The sequence below is a fragment of the Pedobacter heparinus genome (assembly GCF_032678725.1).
Lineage (GTDB): Bacteria > Bacteroidota > Bacteroidia > Sphingobacteriales > Sphingobacteriaceae > Pedobacter > Pedobacter heparinus_A.
Genome location: NZ_JAVTSC010000001.1, coordinates 418,302 through 434,584, shown reverse-complemented (window position 1 = coordinate 434,584; position 16,283 = coordinate 418,302). Strand labels below are relative to the sequence as shown.

The 16,283-nt window shown below is 44.7% G+C and carries 12 protein-coding genes; 2 read left to right on the top strand and 10 right to left on the bottom strand.

Features of this window, described 5'->3' with window-relative positions; translation table 11 throughout:
- Positions 1-130: 130 nt before the first annotated feature.
- Positions 131-910: an IclR family transcriptional regulator gene (locus R2Q85_RS01795; protein ID WP_316810022.1), complete on the top strand. Its 780-nt coding sequence runs from the start codon at positions 131-133 to the stop codon at positions 908-910.
- Between the two features lie 221 nt (positions 911-1,131).
- Positions 1,132-1,278: a hypothetical protein gene (locus R2Q85_RS01790; protein WP_316810021.1), complete on the top strand. Its 147-nt coding sequence runs from the start codon at positions 1,132-1,134 to the stop codon at positions 1,276-1,278.
- Between the two features lie 57 nt (positions 1,279-1,335).
- Here the strand turns inward: R2Q85_RS01790 and R2Q85_RS01785 are convergent, their stop codons facing one another.
- The 10 genes from R2Q85_RS01785 to R2Q85_RS01740 form a co-directional block, all read right to left on the bottom strand.
- Positions 1,336-1,803 (bottom strand): hypothetical protein, encoded by a 468-nt coding sequence (locus R2Q85_RS01785; RefSeq protein WP_316810020.1) that lies wholly within the window; start codon positions 1,801-1,803, stop codon positions 1,336-1,338.
- 125 nt (positions 1,804-1,928) lie between these two features.
- Positions 1,929-4,133, bottom strand: coding sequence for an amylo-alpha-1,6-glucosidase (locus R2Q85_RS01780; protein WP_316810019.1), 2,205 nt, complete (start codon positions 4,131-4,133; stop codon positions 1,929-1,931).
- A gap of 9 nt (positions 4,134-4,142) precedes the next feature.
- A complete protein-coding gene (locus R2Q85_RS01775) occupies positions 4,143-5,732 on the bottom strand; it encodes a sodium:solute symporter family transporter (RefSeq protein ID WP_316810018.1) in 1,590 nt (529 codons plus the stop codon).
- A gap of 27 nt (positions 5,733-5,759) precedes the next feature.
- The gene (locus R2Q85_RS01770; RefSeq protein ID WP_316810017.1) at positions 5,760-6,845 is read right to left on the bottom strand and encodes a Gfo/Idh/MocA family oxidoreductase; all 1,086 of its coding nucleotides are present in this window, start codon (positions 6,843-6,845) and stop codon (positions 5,760-5,762) included.
- A gap of 15 nt (positions 6,846-6,860) precedes the next feature.
- The gene (locus R2Q85_RS01765; RefSeq protein WP_316810016.1) at positions 6,861-9,377 is read right to left on the bottom strand and encodes an L-rhamnose mutarotase; all 2,517 of its coding nucleotides are present in this window, start codon (positions 9,375-9,377) and stop codon (positions 6,861-6,863) included.
- 6 nt (positions 9,378-9,383) lie between these two features.
- Entirely contained in the window at positions 9,384-10,271 is an 888-nt protein-coding gene (locus tag R2Q85_RS01760) for a sugar phosphate isomerase/epimerase family protein (RefSeq protein ID WP_316810015.1), read from the bottom strand.
- A gap of 4 nt (positions 10,272-10,275) precedes the next feature.
- On the bottom strand, positions 10,276-11,670 hold the full coding sequence (locus R2Q85_RS01755) for an acetylxylan esterase (protein ID WP_316810014.1): 1,395 nt from the start codon (positions 11,668-11,670) through the stop codon (positions 10,276-10,278).
- A gap of 3 nt (positions 11,671-11,673) precedes the next feature.
- Complete coding sequence (locus R2Q85_RS01750) at positions 11,674-12,810, bottom strand: sialidase family protein (protein ID WP_316810013.1); 1,137 nt, start codon at positions 12,808-12,810, stop codon at positions 11,674-11,676.
- Positions 12,811-12,834: 24 nt separating this feature from the next.
- Complete coding sequence (locus tag R2Q85_RS01745) at positions 12,835-13,506, bottom strand: DUF3826 domain-containing protein (RefSeq protein WP_316810012.1); 672 nt, start codon at positions 13,504-13,506, stop codon at positions 12,835-12,837.
- Positions 13,507-13,544: 38 nt separating this feature from the next.
- Complete coding sequence (locus R2Q85_RS01740) at positions 13,545-16,283, bottom strand: alpha-L-rhamnosidase (RefSeq protein WP_316810011.1); 2,739 nt, start codon at positions 16,281-16,283, stop codon at positions 13,545-13,547.

Below are 16,283 nucleotides of genomic sequence, written 5' to 3'. Positions count from 1 at the left end.
TATTAATTCAAATATAAATATTTATTTCAAATATGAAAACATATATTAGGTAAATTTTATAGCCGTTTAAAGCAAAAATGAATAAAAAGCATTTAGTATGTTTGTTGATTAAAAAAATTACGCAGCTTTTATGAAGGATAAAGAATCAAAATACCAGGCTCCCGCACTTGATAAGGGTCTGGACATACTGGAATACCTTTCGGCGCAGTCTATTCCACTTTCTCAAACCGAGATTGCGGTAGGAATAGACAAAAGTCCGAACGAAATTTACAGAATGTTGATGAGTCTGGAAAGTCGCGGATATATTTTAAGAGATGAAGTTTCAGGAAAATACAGGCTTTCTTTAAAACTGTTCTATCTTTCGCACAGGCATACCCCTGTTGATGAATTGCGCAAAGCAGCACAGTACCCACTGGAAGAACTGGCCAATACAGTAAGGCAATCCTGCCACCTGAGTATATTATATATGAACCAGGTTATGGTGATCATCCATGCCAAAAGCCCGGGCCCTATTGCGCTTTCCATTGAAGAAGGCAATTTGTTTCCTTTGCCTTTAACAGCATCAGGAAAAGTATTACTCGCCTATATGCCCGAGACAGAGCAGGAAATTGCCTTAAACGGTAATGCAATCTATGCAGAGTACGGCGATAAGGAAAAGAACAAATTCTTAAAATCTTTAAAAGACATACAGGCTAAGGGTGCATATGTTAAAACCAGTGATCTGGCCGCAGGTGTAGTGGACATATCTGTTCCAATTGGAAGGGGCAGTACAGGTATTATCGCCTGTTTAACGGTTTCCAGTTTAACTGCCTTAAATATGAATAACGAGATTGACAATGAATCGATTCTGGCCGAAGCCAGCAAATCCGCTAAAAAAATAGAAGAACGGATTGGGATTATTGCATTATAAAGGGAAAAATTGACCGTTCTCTTCGAAGGCTGGAATAAGTGGCGCGAAGAGCGCCAATTAATCCTATGCCTTCTCTGAGAAGGTAAATTTTATCTGAATAGCAGGGTGGTTAATACTTGTCAAAGAATTGACAAGATTGACAATATATTTCTTTTTGGTTAATTATGGATATTGTTGTATATTTACAACCATGATTTAATGATGACCAAAAAGATCCAGCTATGAAAACCAATGCTCCCATATCCGAGGAAGAAATCTTATTAAATGTTAAATGCAGACTTGAAACACTGGGCCAGATGATGGAAGAACTAATGCCGATCTTCAGTAAAATCAGAACGTATGACCTCAATGAGGATGAAGAGTCTTAAATTTCATGGAGACTAATAAGATTAAAGCTGACATATCTGAATTTCACAGCTCATCTGCTAGGCTTTTGCCGCAATAATCAGCTGTTTTACAGCACCTAAATGATAGGCTGCATGAGGCAGCAAAGCCAGGGTACCTGTAACCAAAGCAGGGTTTGACCAGTCTTTAACTTCTTTTATGGAATAAATCACTTTCTGATAAGCTACAAGCAAGGCAAGCTGCAACTGCTCCCACTCTTCTTCGTTTACTTCTTTTACCTTCCAGCTTTCGACCCAATTGCCTGATGGCTGTTTACCTTTATAAAACTCCATAGCAAATTCAAGGCTCCACCTTAAATGCTCAGTATGTGCCGCTACCGTAGTACCACCTTTAACCAATGGTTTAGAAGCCTGTTCGGCAGTCAGTTCCTTGGCGGTAGCCGTAAGGCCATGTCCTGGTTTTCCGTCAATAATCCAGACTTCACTGGTTTCCGAGCCAATATAAATCTCTCTTAAAAGTTCGAGAAAAGGTTTCAGTATTGCTTCCATAATTGTTTTTAGGATATAACAATCTAGGTTGAAATATTGTTTACTGCTATTCGTGTTGGGGTTGCGACCGCAGGGAGCTTCGCCGGCGCAGCCTACGAACAGGCAACATGTTTTAACCAGGAAAATTACTTTTGATAATTAACCGTGTACTGAACACCTTTCATCAATTTAATTTCGTAAGTCCTTTTACCTACTTCAACCACTTCAGCTCCTTTTACAACCGGCTTGGACACGCTCTTAAACCTTAAAATACCTGATCCTTCATCTGCCTTAACCCTGATCTCTTTTTTGCTGCAATACAATGAAATCTCGCCTGATGGCGTTGGCACCTTTCCTTCCATCCATTCCAGGCCGCCCAGCGAGGGCTCAACCACATAGCTTTCATAACCAGGAGAAAGCGGTTTTACGCCCAGGTAATATTTGCCCAGCAGATAAATCGGACTGGCACCCCAGGCATGGCAAAGGCTTTTACCAAAAGGACGTCCGTACATGGCCAGGTGCTCCACCCCTTTTTTATCCGGGTTATATTCTTCCCAGAAAGAAGTAGCACCCAGCTCCAGCATACCACCCCAGTAATCTTTCATTTGTTTCAGTACGTAAGATTGCTCCCCCATGGCACAAAGTGCTTCCAGTTCATAAAAACGCATGTATGGCGTGGTGATCTTTTTTATTTGGTCATTCATCAGTACATGTTGCTTCACAGCCTGCTTTTGTGCAGGAGTAAAGTAATCAAAGAAAATACCGAACATGTTGGCGTAACGTGTTACATTGTCTGTCGGTTTTCCTCCAATCCGGCTGTGTACGAGGGCATGCTTCTGATCATCCCAATACAGCTTAAAGATTTTTGCTTTCAGCTCGGCTGCCAGCTTTTTATAGTTGACAGCAGCCTCAGTGTCTTTTGCCATATCCGCGCACAGCGCCATTGTTTCGAGGCTCCGGCAAAACAACAACTGCTCAAAACTTACTTCTCCATCTTTACTTAATTTATCAGCCCAGTCGATAAAGATCCAGTCGCCAGGCATCCATTCCAGTAAACCATCTTTGTTGCGGCGGCCCAATACATAATCCATCAGGCTCTTCATTCTTGGATAGACATCCTGCACAAATTTCTGATCGCCGGTATACTGGTAATAATCATAAATACCCAGGAACCAATAAAAGGAATAATCCATAATGGTATTGATGTGTGCCGTTACCGGATCTTTACCTCTTTGTGCCAGTAAGGTCCTTTTTACAATAGGTGATTCATTAAAGGAATAATAGTTCATCAGATAGCTCTGGTAAGCATCGCCCGACCATACCCAGCGGTCACGCTTAATCCCGTCGATAAAAAACTCCCGGGTATTGAGGTGAAAAGTATATTTGGATATCTCATAGATCTTATTGACCTGCTCATCCGAGCAACGGAAATTCCCTTTTTCTGTAACCGGTGCATATTCATACAACATGCTCACCTTATCCAGGGTAACATTACCTTCGGGTTGACAGTTGACATACCTGAAAGCTTTAGAAAGCTCAATTACTGAATCCTGTTTTCCTTTTCCGTCAATTTCCAGCAGGTCCAGGGTTTCACAATGATCGGCAGATAAGGCTTCCTCTTTAGATTCTCCATAATAAATATGCAGTTTGCCCTTGCCCTTTAAACCATGCAGTTTAATGAAGCCAAAGGTTTCCTTACCGAAATCGGCCAGAAAACCATTGTTGAGTTTATCCATTTTTACCGCTGCCATAGGGGTAGTAGCCAGTTTAAACTGAGAAGGTGGTGATAACGGATCGGTCAGATTCCAGGAGGCGGCAGATACAAAGGTAGTACCTGATTTATCTGAAGCTTTTCCACTCGCATCAATCCATTCCTTATCTTCAAAAGTAGCCAGCCAGCTCTCATCTGAAAGGATGGTTTTTCCCTGTACCAATATGGCAGGTACTTTATCCTGTCCATATACTTTTAAACTGAGCTTGTGTTTCCCGGCTGGTACGGTGATCTTTTTAGGATAACCAGAAAAAGCCTGTCCGTCCAGTTTCACATTGTATTGCCCCTCTACGTATAGATTGACTTCTTCGGCAGCGGCAAGGTTAAATTCTTTATGGAACTCAACCAGCACATAATGACTGTCCATTTTCCAGAATGGCGGCAGGAAAGCTCCCCTTTCTGTTCTGCGGTTTTGCATTTTATTGGATACCCAGATGTCCAGATCGCCAGGATACCAGATCCAGGCCGCTTTACCATTTTGTTGAGCCAGAACGACATCGGTACAGCAGGTAAGGGCCAAAAGAAGCAGCAGAAAGGTTTTCTGCTGGATGTTTTTAAAAAAAAGGGAAAGAAGTTTCATAGCAAAAAATTAATGTCCGTTAAAAAATAGGTATAGGGCAACCATCACGATGGCCAGGGCAATCCAGGAAATCCAGACACGTTTGGTTGGTTTTTCGATGGCGCTTTTGTCCAGTTCATTGATCTCATAAACTGTAGGGTTCCTGTCTGCCAGTGAAATCAGTATGGCAATAAGCAGCAATCCGGCAAAGATTAAGAAGGAAAGGATGAGGTAATGCGGCCAGAACAGGTATTTGTCTGGTGGAAGGATCCACAGGTAAGTAACACCGGTACCCAAACTCAAAACAGAACCTACCGAAAGTGTAAAATTCACTGCTTTACGCGTAGTTCTTTTCCAGAAAACGGTTAACAGGAATACCACGGATAAGGGTGGTGCAATAAAGCCCAGTACCGATTGAAATACATCGAACAGGTTAAGACCTTTGATATTGTCGATGGCCAGTACCACGATGACAGCAAAAACACAGCCTGCGATGACGGATAACCTGCCCATCCTGATGATCTGTTTGTTTGTAGCCTGGGGGTTGATGTTTTTTACATAGACATCCATGGTAAATACCGTACTCAGAGAGTTGAGGGAGGAACCGATGGTGCCAACTAGTACTGCAATGAGCACCACGATAACCAGACCGTTCATTCCCGGAGGAAAGAGATTGGTCACCATAGTCATATAGGCTTCGTTAGGATCTTTTAAACCCGGAAATAATACATAACATAATATGCCGGTAATGATAAACAAGGGTAATGACAAGATCTTTAGCCAGCCAATAAAACTGACACCAAGCTGCCCCTGTTCCAGGTTCTTTGCGCCTAAAACCGACTGAACCATAGCCTGATCTGTACAAAAAAATGCAACTGCGGCTACCGGATAACCAAGCAAAATGGCATACCATGGGTATTTAGGGTCGCTGGCCGGCTGGATCAGGTTCCAGTAATGCGCGGGTGTTTTGCTGTATAATGCTTCAATACCTCCTACTTTGTACAGGCCTAATACGGTTAATGCCAGTGAGACGGCAATTAAGAGGATCATTTGAAAGACATTGACTTTGGCGATGGCTTTTAAGCCTCCAAAAAAAGTGAAGAGCCCTGCAAATGCCACCAGTACGGTAACGGATTGCCACATGGGAATACCCAGGATTTGTCTTACTAAAAAGCCTCCGGCAAACAGCCCCAGGGATAACCAGGAAATGAGGATTTTGATCAGTGCATACCAGGCAAGTATATTCTGTGTGGAATCGCCATACCTTTTGCCCATAAATTCGGGCATGGTACTTACTTTTGCAGCCAGGTATTTGGGCGCAAAAACAATGGCCAGCAAAAACAGGAAAACAAAGGCATACCAGTCGAAATTGACGGCCACAATACCTGTGCTGTAACCAATACTGGCAAAAGCGAGCAACATGGACGGGCCAACATTGGTACCCCACATGTTAAAGCCTATGCTGGACCAGCCCAACGATTTATTCGCCAGGAAAAGGGTTTCGTCTTCATTTTTCTTTTTAGAGAAACTGGCCCGGTAACCGATAACAATTAGAATAACCAGATAGGCGATGACGATGAAGTAATCCAGGTTGGTTAAGCGTTCAACAATGTTTCCCATGATATTAGATTTGTATTGGTTTGTGCATTAAAGGCCGAAATCGCTCCTTAACAACTGATATTCATTCAGTATATCGTTGATTTTAACGGGAACACCGGTTTGCAGCGAGCGGTCCATGGCCTGCAATAAGGCGATGGTTCCGATACCTTCCTTTAAATCGGGATAGGCAGTAGTGTTGTTTTCAATGCTTTCCGCAAAATATTCCAGGTAGTTCTGGTATTCGCCGGCATGGTGGCTCTGCCCTTCAAAGCGGAAGAAATGTTTCAATTTGGCATCGCCCCAGGTAATCAGCTTTTCTTCGCCGGTATTGGTAGTTACTGCATAACGGAGTTCGTGGTAATCGGCCTGGCTGGCACCTTCAGTTCCTCTTAGTACACAGCTCATTTCGCTTTCCCTGTAGGCGGGTTGAATGGGCCCGGTATAGGCGCCGCTTACACGTGCTACTCTCCCATCGGTAGCTTTGAAAATGAAATGCATGGTGTCTTCATTTTTTAATCCCGCTTTTTTCCCATTGGCGCTGATCATGCCATAGCCCATTACTTCTTCAATTTCAGGCAGGTACCACCTGATAAAATCAACAGGATGGCTTAAACCTCCGTACAACCATTTAAAAGAAGGTTCCAGTGCCCATTTTTTTTCCAGGAACCAGCGGTGGTCTGCATTGTAATGGCATTCTACTGTGATCAGCTCACCAATAATGCCTTCGGTGTAATCTGTTCTTTGCTTTTTATAAGGTTCAAAAAACCTGGAGCTCTGGCCTACAAAAACTTTTTTACCGCTTTTGGTGGATACTACCAGTAGTTCCTTGGCCCTGGCCAGATCGTCTATGAAAGGTTTGGTACATACCACATGTTTACCATGTTGCAGGGCCAGTTTCACATGGTCTGCATGCAAATGATCGGGCGTATATATGGCAATGACATCGATGCTCGCATCATCCAGCATTTCCTGATAACTGGTCGTATAATGCGGGAAATCGAACTCTTTTGCCCTTTGCTTGCACACGGCTTCGCTGGCATCGCAAATTTTTACCAGCTCATATTTATTGCTTGCAAGGGCGGCCGACATGGTGCTGCGTCCTTCACCTAAACCTAAAATTCCTAATTTTAACATATTGTTCTAAATCTTTTATTCTTTACTAAAAAATACCCAGGTTTCACCCGGCTTTGTACCTGCAATCCCTTCCTGATATTTCTTCATCACCTGGTTCCATTCCTCAACCCGAGGGTTATTTAAGCTGGTTTTAGGGTTCAGTTCATCTAAACTGGCTCCTTTGGGTATGCTGATGACCAGCATCAGCTGCCTGCCATTCTTAAAGATCCTGAGCTGCTGAAAATCAGCATCGCAAAACCCTTTGGCCACTTCCGGCCATTTTTCAAATTGCGTAGCGTGGTAGTTAAGGTATTCTTTTTGCAGCTTTTCATCTTTAACCAGGTTGGCACTTAAAATGATGTTGTCCCATTCTTTAACCTCTTGTTGTCCGCAATTTGTGCTACGATCGAAGGTGTAAAATGCCTTGTCGTATAGCTTTACCTCCGCGTTGTTGAACTGCTGGCGGATTTTCTTCATCAGGTTTTCAGGGGAAGCCATTGCGGCATATAGCAGCAAACGGTTGTTCCAATGGTATACGGAAGAGGCTGGGATTCCCTGCTGCATACAAACCTGCTGTAAAGAATCTTTAGCAGCTTTTACAGGTGCTTTGAGCATTACTTCTATAGCCACTTGTTTGCCGTTTTGAAGGGAAACGTCGTTGATGCCTTGCCTGGTTTGGACTTCGGCTCTTTCTTTGCGCAACCATTGATAATCTGGCTCTAATCCTGCCTGCTGCTTTATGCTTGCGGCAACTCCGGGTCCGTTACTGAGCCACACATTTCCTGGTCCATTGGCATTTTGCAGATATTTATCAGCGGGCGTCCAATTGTCTTTTACGGTAAACCAGGAAGAACCTTCATCGGTGTACAGGTAAAACCAGTGCCCGGGATCATGTGGATAAGGGGCTTTGTAAATGCTGTCTATCACATTGCCGGTAATTGATGAACCTGGCTGGGCAGATAAGGTATAAATCCCTGCCACATCGTATAGGTGTTTTCCATAATGGTGGATCCGGTTTGCGCTGACGGTATTGTTGCGCATGGCATTGCTGCTCTTTGTCCAGCCCCAACCCATACTGATCCCCGAATAGCTGACTTCATTAATCTCGTTGTGCGCTATGTTTATCCCCCTTACATAACCGGCACCAATGCCTACGCAACCCCAATCCTCATTGGTTGCGTCGGTAATCAGGTTGTTCAGGATGCTTTCGCTGGTGCATATCTCCCTTTCGTCTTTTGGGTTGTATGGTAAATGTGCCTCTGTGGCTTCGTCAGAAAATATACCCAGCAATATCCCGCTGCCGCCTATGTCCTTAAACAGATTGCCCTTGATGAGGTTGTTGCTGGTGCCCTGCCTGTAATCGAGCCCGGTTGAGGCATGGTGCTCAAAACGGCAGGACTCAAAACTGGTGCGCTGTGCATACGCTACCGAGACTGCTGCTGCAGGGCGTCCTACCCAGGCCTGGTTTTCCAGGGTCTTTTTATCGGGTGTTCCGGGAACTTTTAATTTATAGGCATCGAGCATATACATGCCTGCCTGGTGTGGCACATGCCCGAAATGCGAAGGTCTTAGCCAGCTGGCATGCTGGAACGAAATATTTTTAAAATGTACATGTGTTACGGGGTGATCTATGCTGCCTTCCATTTTAAGCAGTGTTTCCAGATAAGGTACGATCACCTCAGCCGTATTCATATTTTCGGTAGCTAAAGGCCAGTAGTAAACCTTGCCATTCTTCAGATCTTCATACCATTCTCCAGGCTGATCCAGGAACTGAATGGCATTGGTTAAATAAAAGGGTGAATTACCTGTTTTGGTGGAAAGCCACGGGGCTGGCCAGGGATGTTCTGACTGCACCCTGCTTTCGGGTTCCATGAAACTCAGTTCGGCTTCATTGTTGCTTACCTTAACTGATTTTACCCTCAGGTTAGCTATGGCCCACCATTGCTGGATGACCATTTCGACACCTTTTGCTGCAGCAATATTTTTTGTGAGCGGAATTTTGCAGGTACGGTTGTCAAAATCCCAGGATAAAATGCGCTGCATGCTATCTGCATTGCAATCTCTTGCCCTTATTGCTTTTTTACCGTTTACCCAGAGCTGGCGGAATTCCAGCGCCCTGTTTCCTGATTCAGGTACGTCGGCCACCCAAACTTTAGCCGTTGCAGCTTCTGGTAAACCAGGTACATCCCCTGCTTTTTTCCAGCCCGATATCTGCCTGCCACCGCTCAATACTACAGTTTCGTTTTGAGCAGCAGTAATACAGGTAGGGCTTGCTGCACTTCCGCTATCTTCCGGCCGTACCACAACCGGTTCATCCAGCCGGTAAACGCCTTGTCCTATAATGATATTGATCCCTTTTTTAACCGAAGGATCGTTCAGACGCCGCAACTCCCTGGCCTTGCGTAAAGCATTCGCTAATGTTGCCACCGGCTGCGCTTTGGTTCCGGGATTATGGTCTGAGCCTTTTAAAGAGACATAAATATCTGCCGCCTTAAGCTCTCCAATCAACAGCAAGGTGATAAACAGTACCAGGTAAGTTTTAGCCGATCTCATAAAGGTTTATTGAAAAACCGACTTTACATAAGCCGTATTTGCACTAAAGTTCCATTTTACATTTCTTGGGTCTTTCTGGTCTCTTGACCTTTCGATCACCAGCCAGCCTTTCCAGCCCATATCGTCCAGGGTTTTACGGACTGCTTTCAGGTCAATTTTGGGATCATTTTGCAACCAAACACCGTCTTCATTGGTACAATGGATCTGGATAATGTTCTTTTTACCCAGTATCCGGAGCTCCTGGTGCAGGTCGCGTCCATTTTTAATGGCATTGGAAAAATTGAAATAACTTCTAATGGCGCCTGAACCAATTTCCTGCAGCAGCTTCAATTCTCCTGCAGCATCCAAAGCAGTTTCAATCCCTATTACTACACCCGCTTTTTTAGCCATTGCGCCGACAACTTTCAATCGTTCTACTATCGCAGGGCGAAGTTCCGGGTTTTTGATGAGGTCTCCCTGTACACCCAGGGGCAGAAAAGCCACTTTAACATTCATGGCTTTCATAGTGCTGATGCAATCGCCGATCATTTGTTTGTAGGTGGGCCTGGTAGCTAAAGATTGGGCATAAAAGCCGGTCATGGCCAATGAACAGATCTCCAGGTTCAGCTCTTTTGCTTTGGCCAGGAATTCTGCACATATTGCCGGATCGGCCAGTTTGTTGTCGAAGGTATCCCGGTTGCCCAGGCCACCCATATCGAGTTCAACGCCGTCGGCACCAATTTCTTTGCTTAAAGGAAAGGCACTTAACTTTTGTCTTTTCAGGATCATCAGGTCTATTACCGCTACTTTGTAACGTGGTGCTTTAAGGGTGGCAAAGGCCCTTAGCTGTTCTGACAGTAAAACTCCTCCTGCAAGCAGTCCAAATTTCCGGATAAAAATACGCCTGTTGTCCATTTTCTTATTTTGTTGCTGCTTTAAATACTTGTTCCAGTTGCTCAAAGCCTTTTATGGCATTTGCGGGCAATTGCTCACCCTTTTCTCCAAATACATACATGGCTGGTTCTTTTTCAATGGTACATTTACTTTCGTCATATTTACCGTTTTTATCTTTTACTGCAGTAACATCGAGTTTGAAATTCAGCACTAAAAAATCGTATAGGGCTTTCCGTTTGGAATAACCAAAATCATGTCCTTCTTCCGGCAGGTGTACATTTTTAACCCCTTCAGGCTTCCCGTAATATCCATATATGGTTTTGAGGAAAGGCATGTCATGTTCAGGCACCGTAACCGTCCAGTCTTTGCCATCTGACACGACCAATTGCGGATTGGGCGCAACCATAGCGGCCAGTTCCACGTTATTGGTTCCTCCTGCGCAAAGATGTATGGGCATGCCGCTTTCGCAGGGGCAGCCTCCATAAAACGAAGAAGAAAGTGACACTACCGGTGCACTCAGTTTAATCCGGTCATCCATTGCAGCCATTAAAACGGTATGGCTTCCGCCACCGGAGCCACCACTGATACCGACCCTGTTGGAATCTGTTTCTTTAAGGGACAATACGTAATCCAGTATCCTGATGCCGCCAAGGGTTTGCATGGTCTGTGACAGGCTGCGCCTGTGGTCTTCCGATTTAAACTGCAGCAGCGATTCTCCCCAGGCAAAAAGGTCATAGCTGAAGGCCATTATACCCATACGCGCCATGGTTGCACAGCGCAGCTGGCAGTCGGCACGGTAACGTTGCTGTGCCCAGTGCCCATCAGGACTAAGCATAACAGGAATCTTACCCTTGATTTTTGAGGGTTTGTATAAGGAACCATTGATATACAGGCCCGGCAATATTTCTATCGCAATGTTTTCTATGGTATAGCCATCCATTACCCTTTTCGGGGTAATGAGGGGTTTAGATAAAGGTTTTGCAGGTAAAGGCGATAATTGCTGTGCCTGGTACAGCAATGGCCGGATCAAGGCTTTACGTTTTTCCCAGCTGGCTTTATCCTGGTAAAGGGAAGCCAAATGGTCCAGGGTAGCCTGGCCCTCTGCTGCGTTCCAGCGGTAATACTCGTATTCTTTTAATTTGTAAACCCCTTCTTTTTCTTTATTGACCTTCATATCTAGGGGCGCAAGCACATTGGCCAGCGTTTCATCAATATCCGGCCTGAAGCGCCATAAGGCATAGTTTACCCAACGGTTTTTTACCTGGTTTTCGCTGTACTTTATTTTTACTTTGAAACGGCCTTCTATTTCCGATATAACAGTTTTAAGCGGCTGCCGGTACAGGCTGTCCGAATTTTGGGCCTGTGCCAGTATTTTACTGCTCAAGCCCATTATCACCAGAAATAAAATGATCCTGCTCATCTGCTATTCTTCGTTCTTAACTTCTGTAATCACCGGGGCAGTATAGCCCTTTAATTTCGGCCAAACGCCGTTTACAATTTTCTTAAGTTTAAGCTTGGATGGATCTACCACTACATGTTTGATCTTTTCCCTTCTCCAGGTATAAATGAAATGCAGCATGCCATCCGAAGTCTGGATCACCGCAGGATAGGAATACTGGCTGATCGGAGAATCTTCAAGGATCAGTGCAGCAGACCAGTTTTTTCCATCTTTGGAAACCGCGACATTTAAGGGTGTCCTGGCGCCTTTTGCCAGATCTCCAGGAGGCAATACATGGTTGTATACCAATACATGTCTGCCGTCTTTCATGGTTACGGCATCAGTGCCTGAATTGTTATTCGGCAATGTGGTTTTGGCTAAAGCAGACCAGGTTTCGCCGTTGTCCTGCGACCACGATTCTACAATTGCCCTGTTCCTGCTCCTGGCAAGGATCTGTAATTTTCCATTTCCGTGATCCAGAATACTTGGCTGTATGGCATTGATATCCCCACCTTCGAGCGGGCCGATTACGCGCCAGGTCTTACCATTGTCTTTGGTTACTTCGAAATGGATTTTCCAGCCATTGCCTTCCTTACTGGAAGGGCTGAATAAATTGCCATTACTGAGCAGAACAGGTTTATTTTTAACCGGGCCGATATTGCCTTCCGGTAATTTCTGCGCTTCAGACCAGGTGATGCCTCCATCTTTAGAACTGCGCATCATTCCCCACCATTCTGAGGGTTTTGGACCGATCTTATAGAAAAGCAATAACTCTCCTCCTGGTACCTGGTACAATACCGGGTTCCAGGTTGGCAGCCTCAGTTTGTCATTTTGTATGCCATTGGCTACCGAAACCGGGGCAAGCCAGGTGCCGTTAACTTGTCTGCTGATGTAAATCTCCACATCGGGATGACGTTCGTGTGTACCCCCAAAATAGGCCGCTACCAATCCTGTTGGGGTTTCGGCAATCGTGGCCGAGTGACAGGAAGGAAATGCTGCCTTGTCATATAAAAATTCGTCTGTTATGATGCCCGACCGCCATTTTTGCGATTGAGCTTTTAAACCAAATCCTCCGGTTAAACAAATCAGTAAACCGATTATCCCTGCGCTTCTTTTTAACATTTCTTTAATTTTATAATGGTGTTGTTATTGCTTTTTATTTGCCTTTTCGGCCTTGATCTTCTTAGTATAATCGCTGTATAGCGCTCTCCAGCTGCGTCCGTTTCCATTCAGAAATTGCTCAGATTTTGTTTTGTAGATCTCGAAAATGGACGAAATCTGTTTCATGTTCTTATAGTCTACAGCCATTTCGCGGGCTTCTTTTAAAAAGCCAAAGATTTTCGCTTCTTCTGCAGCTGTCAGGTCCGGTACAATGGCTTTATAGCCTTTCATGGTAAATTCTACTTTGCCTATGGTGTATTTATCCAATATGGCCTCTACCTGCTCCGGGCTTAAATCTTTGCGCAGGCCTTCCATTAAATCCTTGTGTACCGTTTCCGGCATGGCGGAATCGGCAATAATGGTACGGTCCAGTTCACTTAGTTTAGTGCCGGTCACCGGGTTAATGCCCGCCGGAACTGTAGCGGCCGGATGGGCATTGTGCCAGTCTTTTACATGGGTCATGTGGATGGCGATTACGCTTTCTATACGTTTGCTTTTAGCAGCGTCGTCCAGTTTTAAGGCACCTGCATATTCAGCAGCTTTAGCGCTGACATCGGCTGGGATGGTAAGGCCCTGAGCATTTACCCTGCCCTGGGAAAGGAAAGAAATACCGGCCATCAGGCAGCAGCTCATTAGAAATTTTGTGGTTCTGTTCATCTTTATATCTTTTTATTTGGTTGATTTGGCAGACAATGCTATTTGACAACAAATGAATAATTACCCGATCCTGCATCAAATAACGCCCGGTTGCCTTCCATTTTTATAAATTTTAATCCTTGTGTTTGTAGTGCTTTGCCTTTTCCTTCCTTTATCGCTTCTGCAGATTTCGCGGGGATATTTATCCTTGCCGTCGTGTTGACAGGTATGCTGATGTTCCAGGTAAAAGCAGTGGCTGATTTTGTCCAATGGCTTTTAATGAGTCCGTATACAGAATGGTAGCTGGCATTTACCTCATTTAATCCCTCAATCAGTTCGGGTTTCATCATAATTTCTTTAAAACCAGGCGCGGCAGCTTTAATACCTGCAAGATTTTCATAATACCAGATCATCAAATCGCCCAGCATCATGACATGGTTCTGTGAATTCATTTTAGGGGCAGCAGTATTTCCATTCCATAACTCCCATATGGCCGTAGCTCCGTTTGCTATCATATAACCCCAGGAAGGATAGGTTTTCTGTGAAGCGATCCTGTAGGCCAGGTCTGCCCTGCCTATTTCCGTTAGTGTCCGCATCAGAAATTGTGTACCGATTAATCCGGTACTGAGGTGTCCATTGTTCATTTCTTCAATAATCGAACAGATCTGTTTAATCACGGCTTTTTTATTGGCCTCCTCAACCAGGCCAAAATAAACCGGCAGGAGGTTATCTGTTAATTTATTATCGCCATAATGTCCCTGTGAATGATAAAATTTGCGGTTAAAGGCCTTTTTTAATTGGGATGCCAGTAAAACATACTCCTCACTGTCAGCTATATTACCGGTAAGCTTGCTGTAGCCACTCATCATATTGGCCAGACGATAATAATAGGCGGTAGCAATTAAGGCACTGGGATGCTTCTGATCTGCATTTACCCCTTTGCCTGCTTCAGCCGTTGCCGGCGGTGCACACCAGTCTCCGTAACTATCCTTGGTCATGATCCCCTCGGTGTTCATATACCTGTCCTTCATATAGCCCATCCATTTTTTTACAGCGGGATAATTTTTACGGATTACGGTACTGTCGCCGGTTTGCTGATACAGCATATCGGCCACAAAGAGTAAGGTTGCAGGCCAGGTTACATTATCGCTGTAATACCGCCAGAATGCAGGCGCAACATCAGGTATGGCACCATCTGCTTTCTGGGCGTAACGGATATCTTCCAGCCATTTTTTATACAGAGCGGTATTGTCAAACAAAAAGCTTTCCCCATAGGCGCCTACCGTTCTGTCGCCCAGCCAGGGCTGGCGCTCATTACGCTGAGGACAGTCAACAGGCATTCCCTTGTAATTGGAAGCAATGCCCCACCAGGAATTTTTGAAGATCTGGTTGAGCAGGCTATTGGACGACTCAAAAGTGCCCGTGGTTTTCATATCGTCATACACCAGGCATCCTGTAAAATCGCTTTTTTGGGGAATCCCCGGATAACCACTCAGTTCTGCATAACGGAAACCCTGATAGGTAAATCTCGGCGCCCAGGTTTCTGTTCCTTCTCCTTTAAGGGTATAAGTATCGGTTGCTTTTGCATCGCGCAGATTTGTTCTGAACAGCTCGCCGTTGGGCTCCAGTGATTCTGCAAAGCGCAGGGAAACCGTTGTTCCCTTCTGGCCTTTTACGTTAAATTTTACCCAGCCTGCAAAATTCTGTCCAAAATCTATAATGTACTTACCGTCTGGGCGTTTGTTGATGGCGATTGGAGCCAGCGTTTTCATCACTTTCATGGCTTCATTTAATTGTCCCTCATAAGTACCGCCTGGTTCCTGTACATACTGGGCTTTAAGCCATTTGTCTTCCTTAAATCCAGGTTCAGCCCAGCCCTTAAATTCTTTACGGGCATCGTATACCTCACCGTCATACTCGTTATTTGCCAAAATTGGCCCATCAGCAGTCCCTTTCCAGGTATCGTCAGTTTTTATGGAAGTAGTAGAACCATCTGTATATTTAATGACTACCTGCAGCAATAACTTAGGGAAGCCAAATGTTTTCACCTTATAGGGTTTGGCCTGGCGCATGGCAAAAAAGCGGCCATTGCCCAATACTACCCCAATGGCGTGTTTACCCTGTTTTACCTGTGCCGTAATGTCCAGGGTATTGTATTTTATATTTTTGGTATAATCAGTTGGTGCAGGTGCCAAAACCTGATCACCGATCTTTTTACCGTCTATGTACAGCTCGTATAAGCCCATGCCCATAATATAAGCGGTAGCTGAGGCGACGGTTTTGTCGGTTGAGAACTCTTTTCTGAAATAACGGGCTGATAAACGGCCCTCGGTTTCATTGTCCCATGGAAAAAACTGGTCAAATCCGATCCATCTGCCCTCCCAATCTTTATAATTCAACAAACCCATTGACCAAAACGCAGGCTTGCTCCAGCTGGTTTCGCCATTATTAGTGGAGATTTTAACTTTCCAGTAATATTTGTTTTTGCTTTTTAGTCCTGGCCCTGTATACCGATTGTATATAGATTCTGCTGAATTCACTTTGCCTGAATTCCATACATCTGCATCCCTTTCCGTAAGTTTATCTGCCGATGAGGCCACCAGGATATGATAGGCCGTCTGCTTTACGCCGCGCTGGTCAGCAGTAATTTCCCAGCTTAAGCGGGGTTGAACCAGGTCGATCCCTACAGGATTCTGCAACATTTCGCAGCGCAGGTTTTGCAGCGATACCTGTGCAAAAGCAGTGCTGAGGCTGAGCATCAAAATGGCTGTGAATAAGATATGTCGTTGTAGGTTCAT

What these genes read in the sequence shown, in the direction of transcription:
- R2Q85_RS01795 (WP_316810022.1), top strand. Translation starts at nt 131, where the DNA reads ATGAAGGATAAAGAATCAAAATACCAGGCTCCCGCACTTGATAAGGGT.
- R2Q85_RS01790 (WP_316810021.1), top strand. Translation starts at nt 1,132, where the DNA reads ATGAAAACCAATGCTCCCATATCCGAGGAAGAAATCTTATTAAATGTT.
- R2Q85_RS01785 (WP_316810020.1), bottom strand. Translation starts at nt 1,803, where the DNA reads ATGGAAGCAATACTGAAACCTTTTCTCGAACTTTTAAGAGAGATTTAT.
- R2Q85_RS01780 (WP_316810019.1), bottom strand. Translation starts at nt 4,133, where the DNA reads ATGAAACTTCTTTCCCTTTTTTTTAAAAACATCCAGCAGAAAACCTTT.
- R2Q85_RS01775 (WP_316810018.1), bottom strand. Translation starts at nt 5,732, where the DNA reads ATGGGAAACATTGTTGAACGCTTAACCAACCTGGATTACTTCATCGTC.
- R2Q85_RS01770 (WP_316810017.1), bottom strand. Translation starts at nt 6,845, where the DNA reads ATGTTAAAATTAGGAATTTTAGGTTTAGGTGAAGGACGCAGCACCATG.
- R2Q85_RS01765 (WP_316810016.1), bottom strand. Translation starts at nt 9,377, where the DNA reads ATGAGATCGGCTAAAACTTACCTGGTACTGTTTATCACCTTGCTGTTG.
- R2Q85_RS01760 (WP_316810015.1), bottom strand. Translation starts at nt 10,271, where the DNA reads ATGGACAACAGGCGTATTTTTATCCGGAAATTTGGACTGCTTGCAGGA.
- R2Q85_RS01755 (WP_316810014.1), bottom strand. Translation starts at nt 11,670, where the DNA reads ATGAGCAGGATCATTTTATTTCTGGTGATAATGGGCTTGAGCAGTAAA.
- R2Q85_RS01750 (WP_316810013.1), bottom strand. Translation starts at nt 12,810, where the DNA reads ATGTTAAAAAGAAGCGCAGGGATAATCGGTTTACTGATTTGTTTAACC.
- R2Q85_RS01745 (WP_316810012.1), bottom strand. Translation starts at nt 13,506, where the DNA reads ATGAACAGAACCACAAAATTTCTAATGAGCTGCTGCCTGATGGCCGGT.
- R2Q85_RS01740 (WP_316810011.1), bottom strand. Translation starts at nt 16,283, where the DNA reads ATGAACCTACAACGACATATCTTATTCACAGCCATTTTGATGCTCAGC.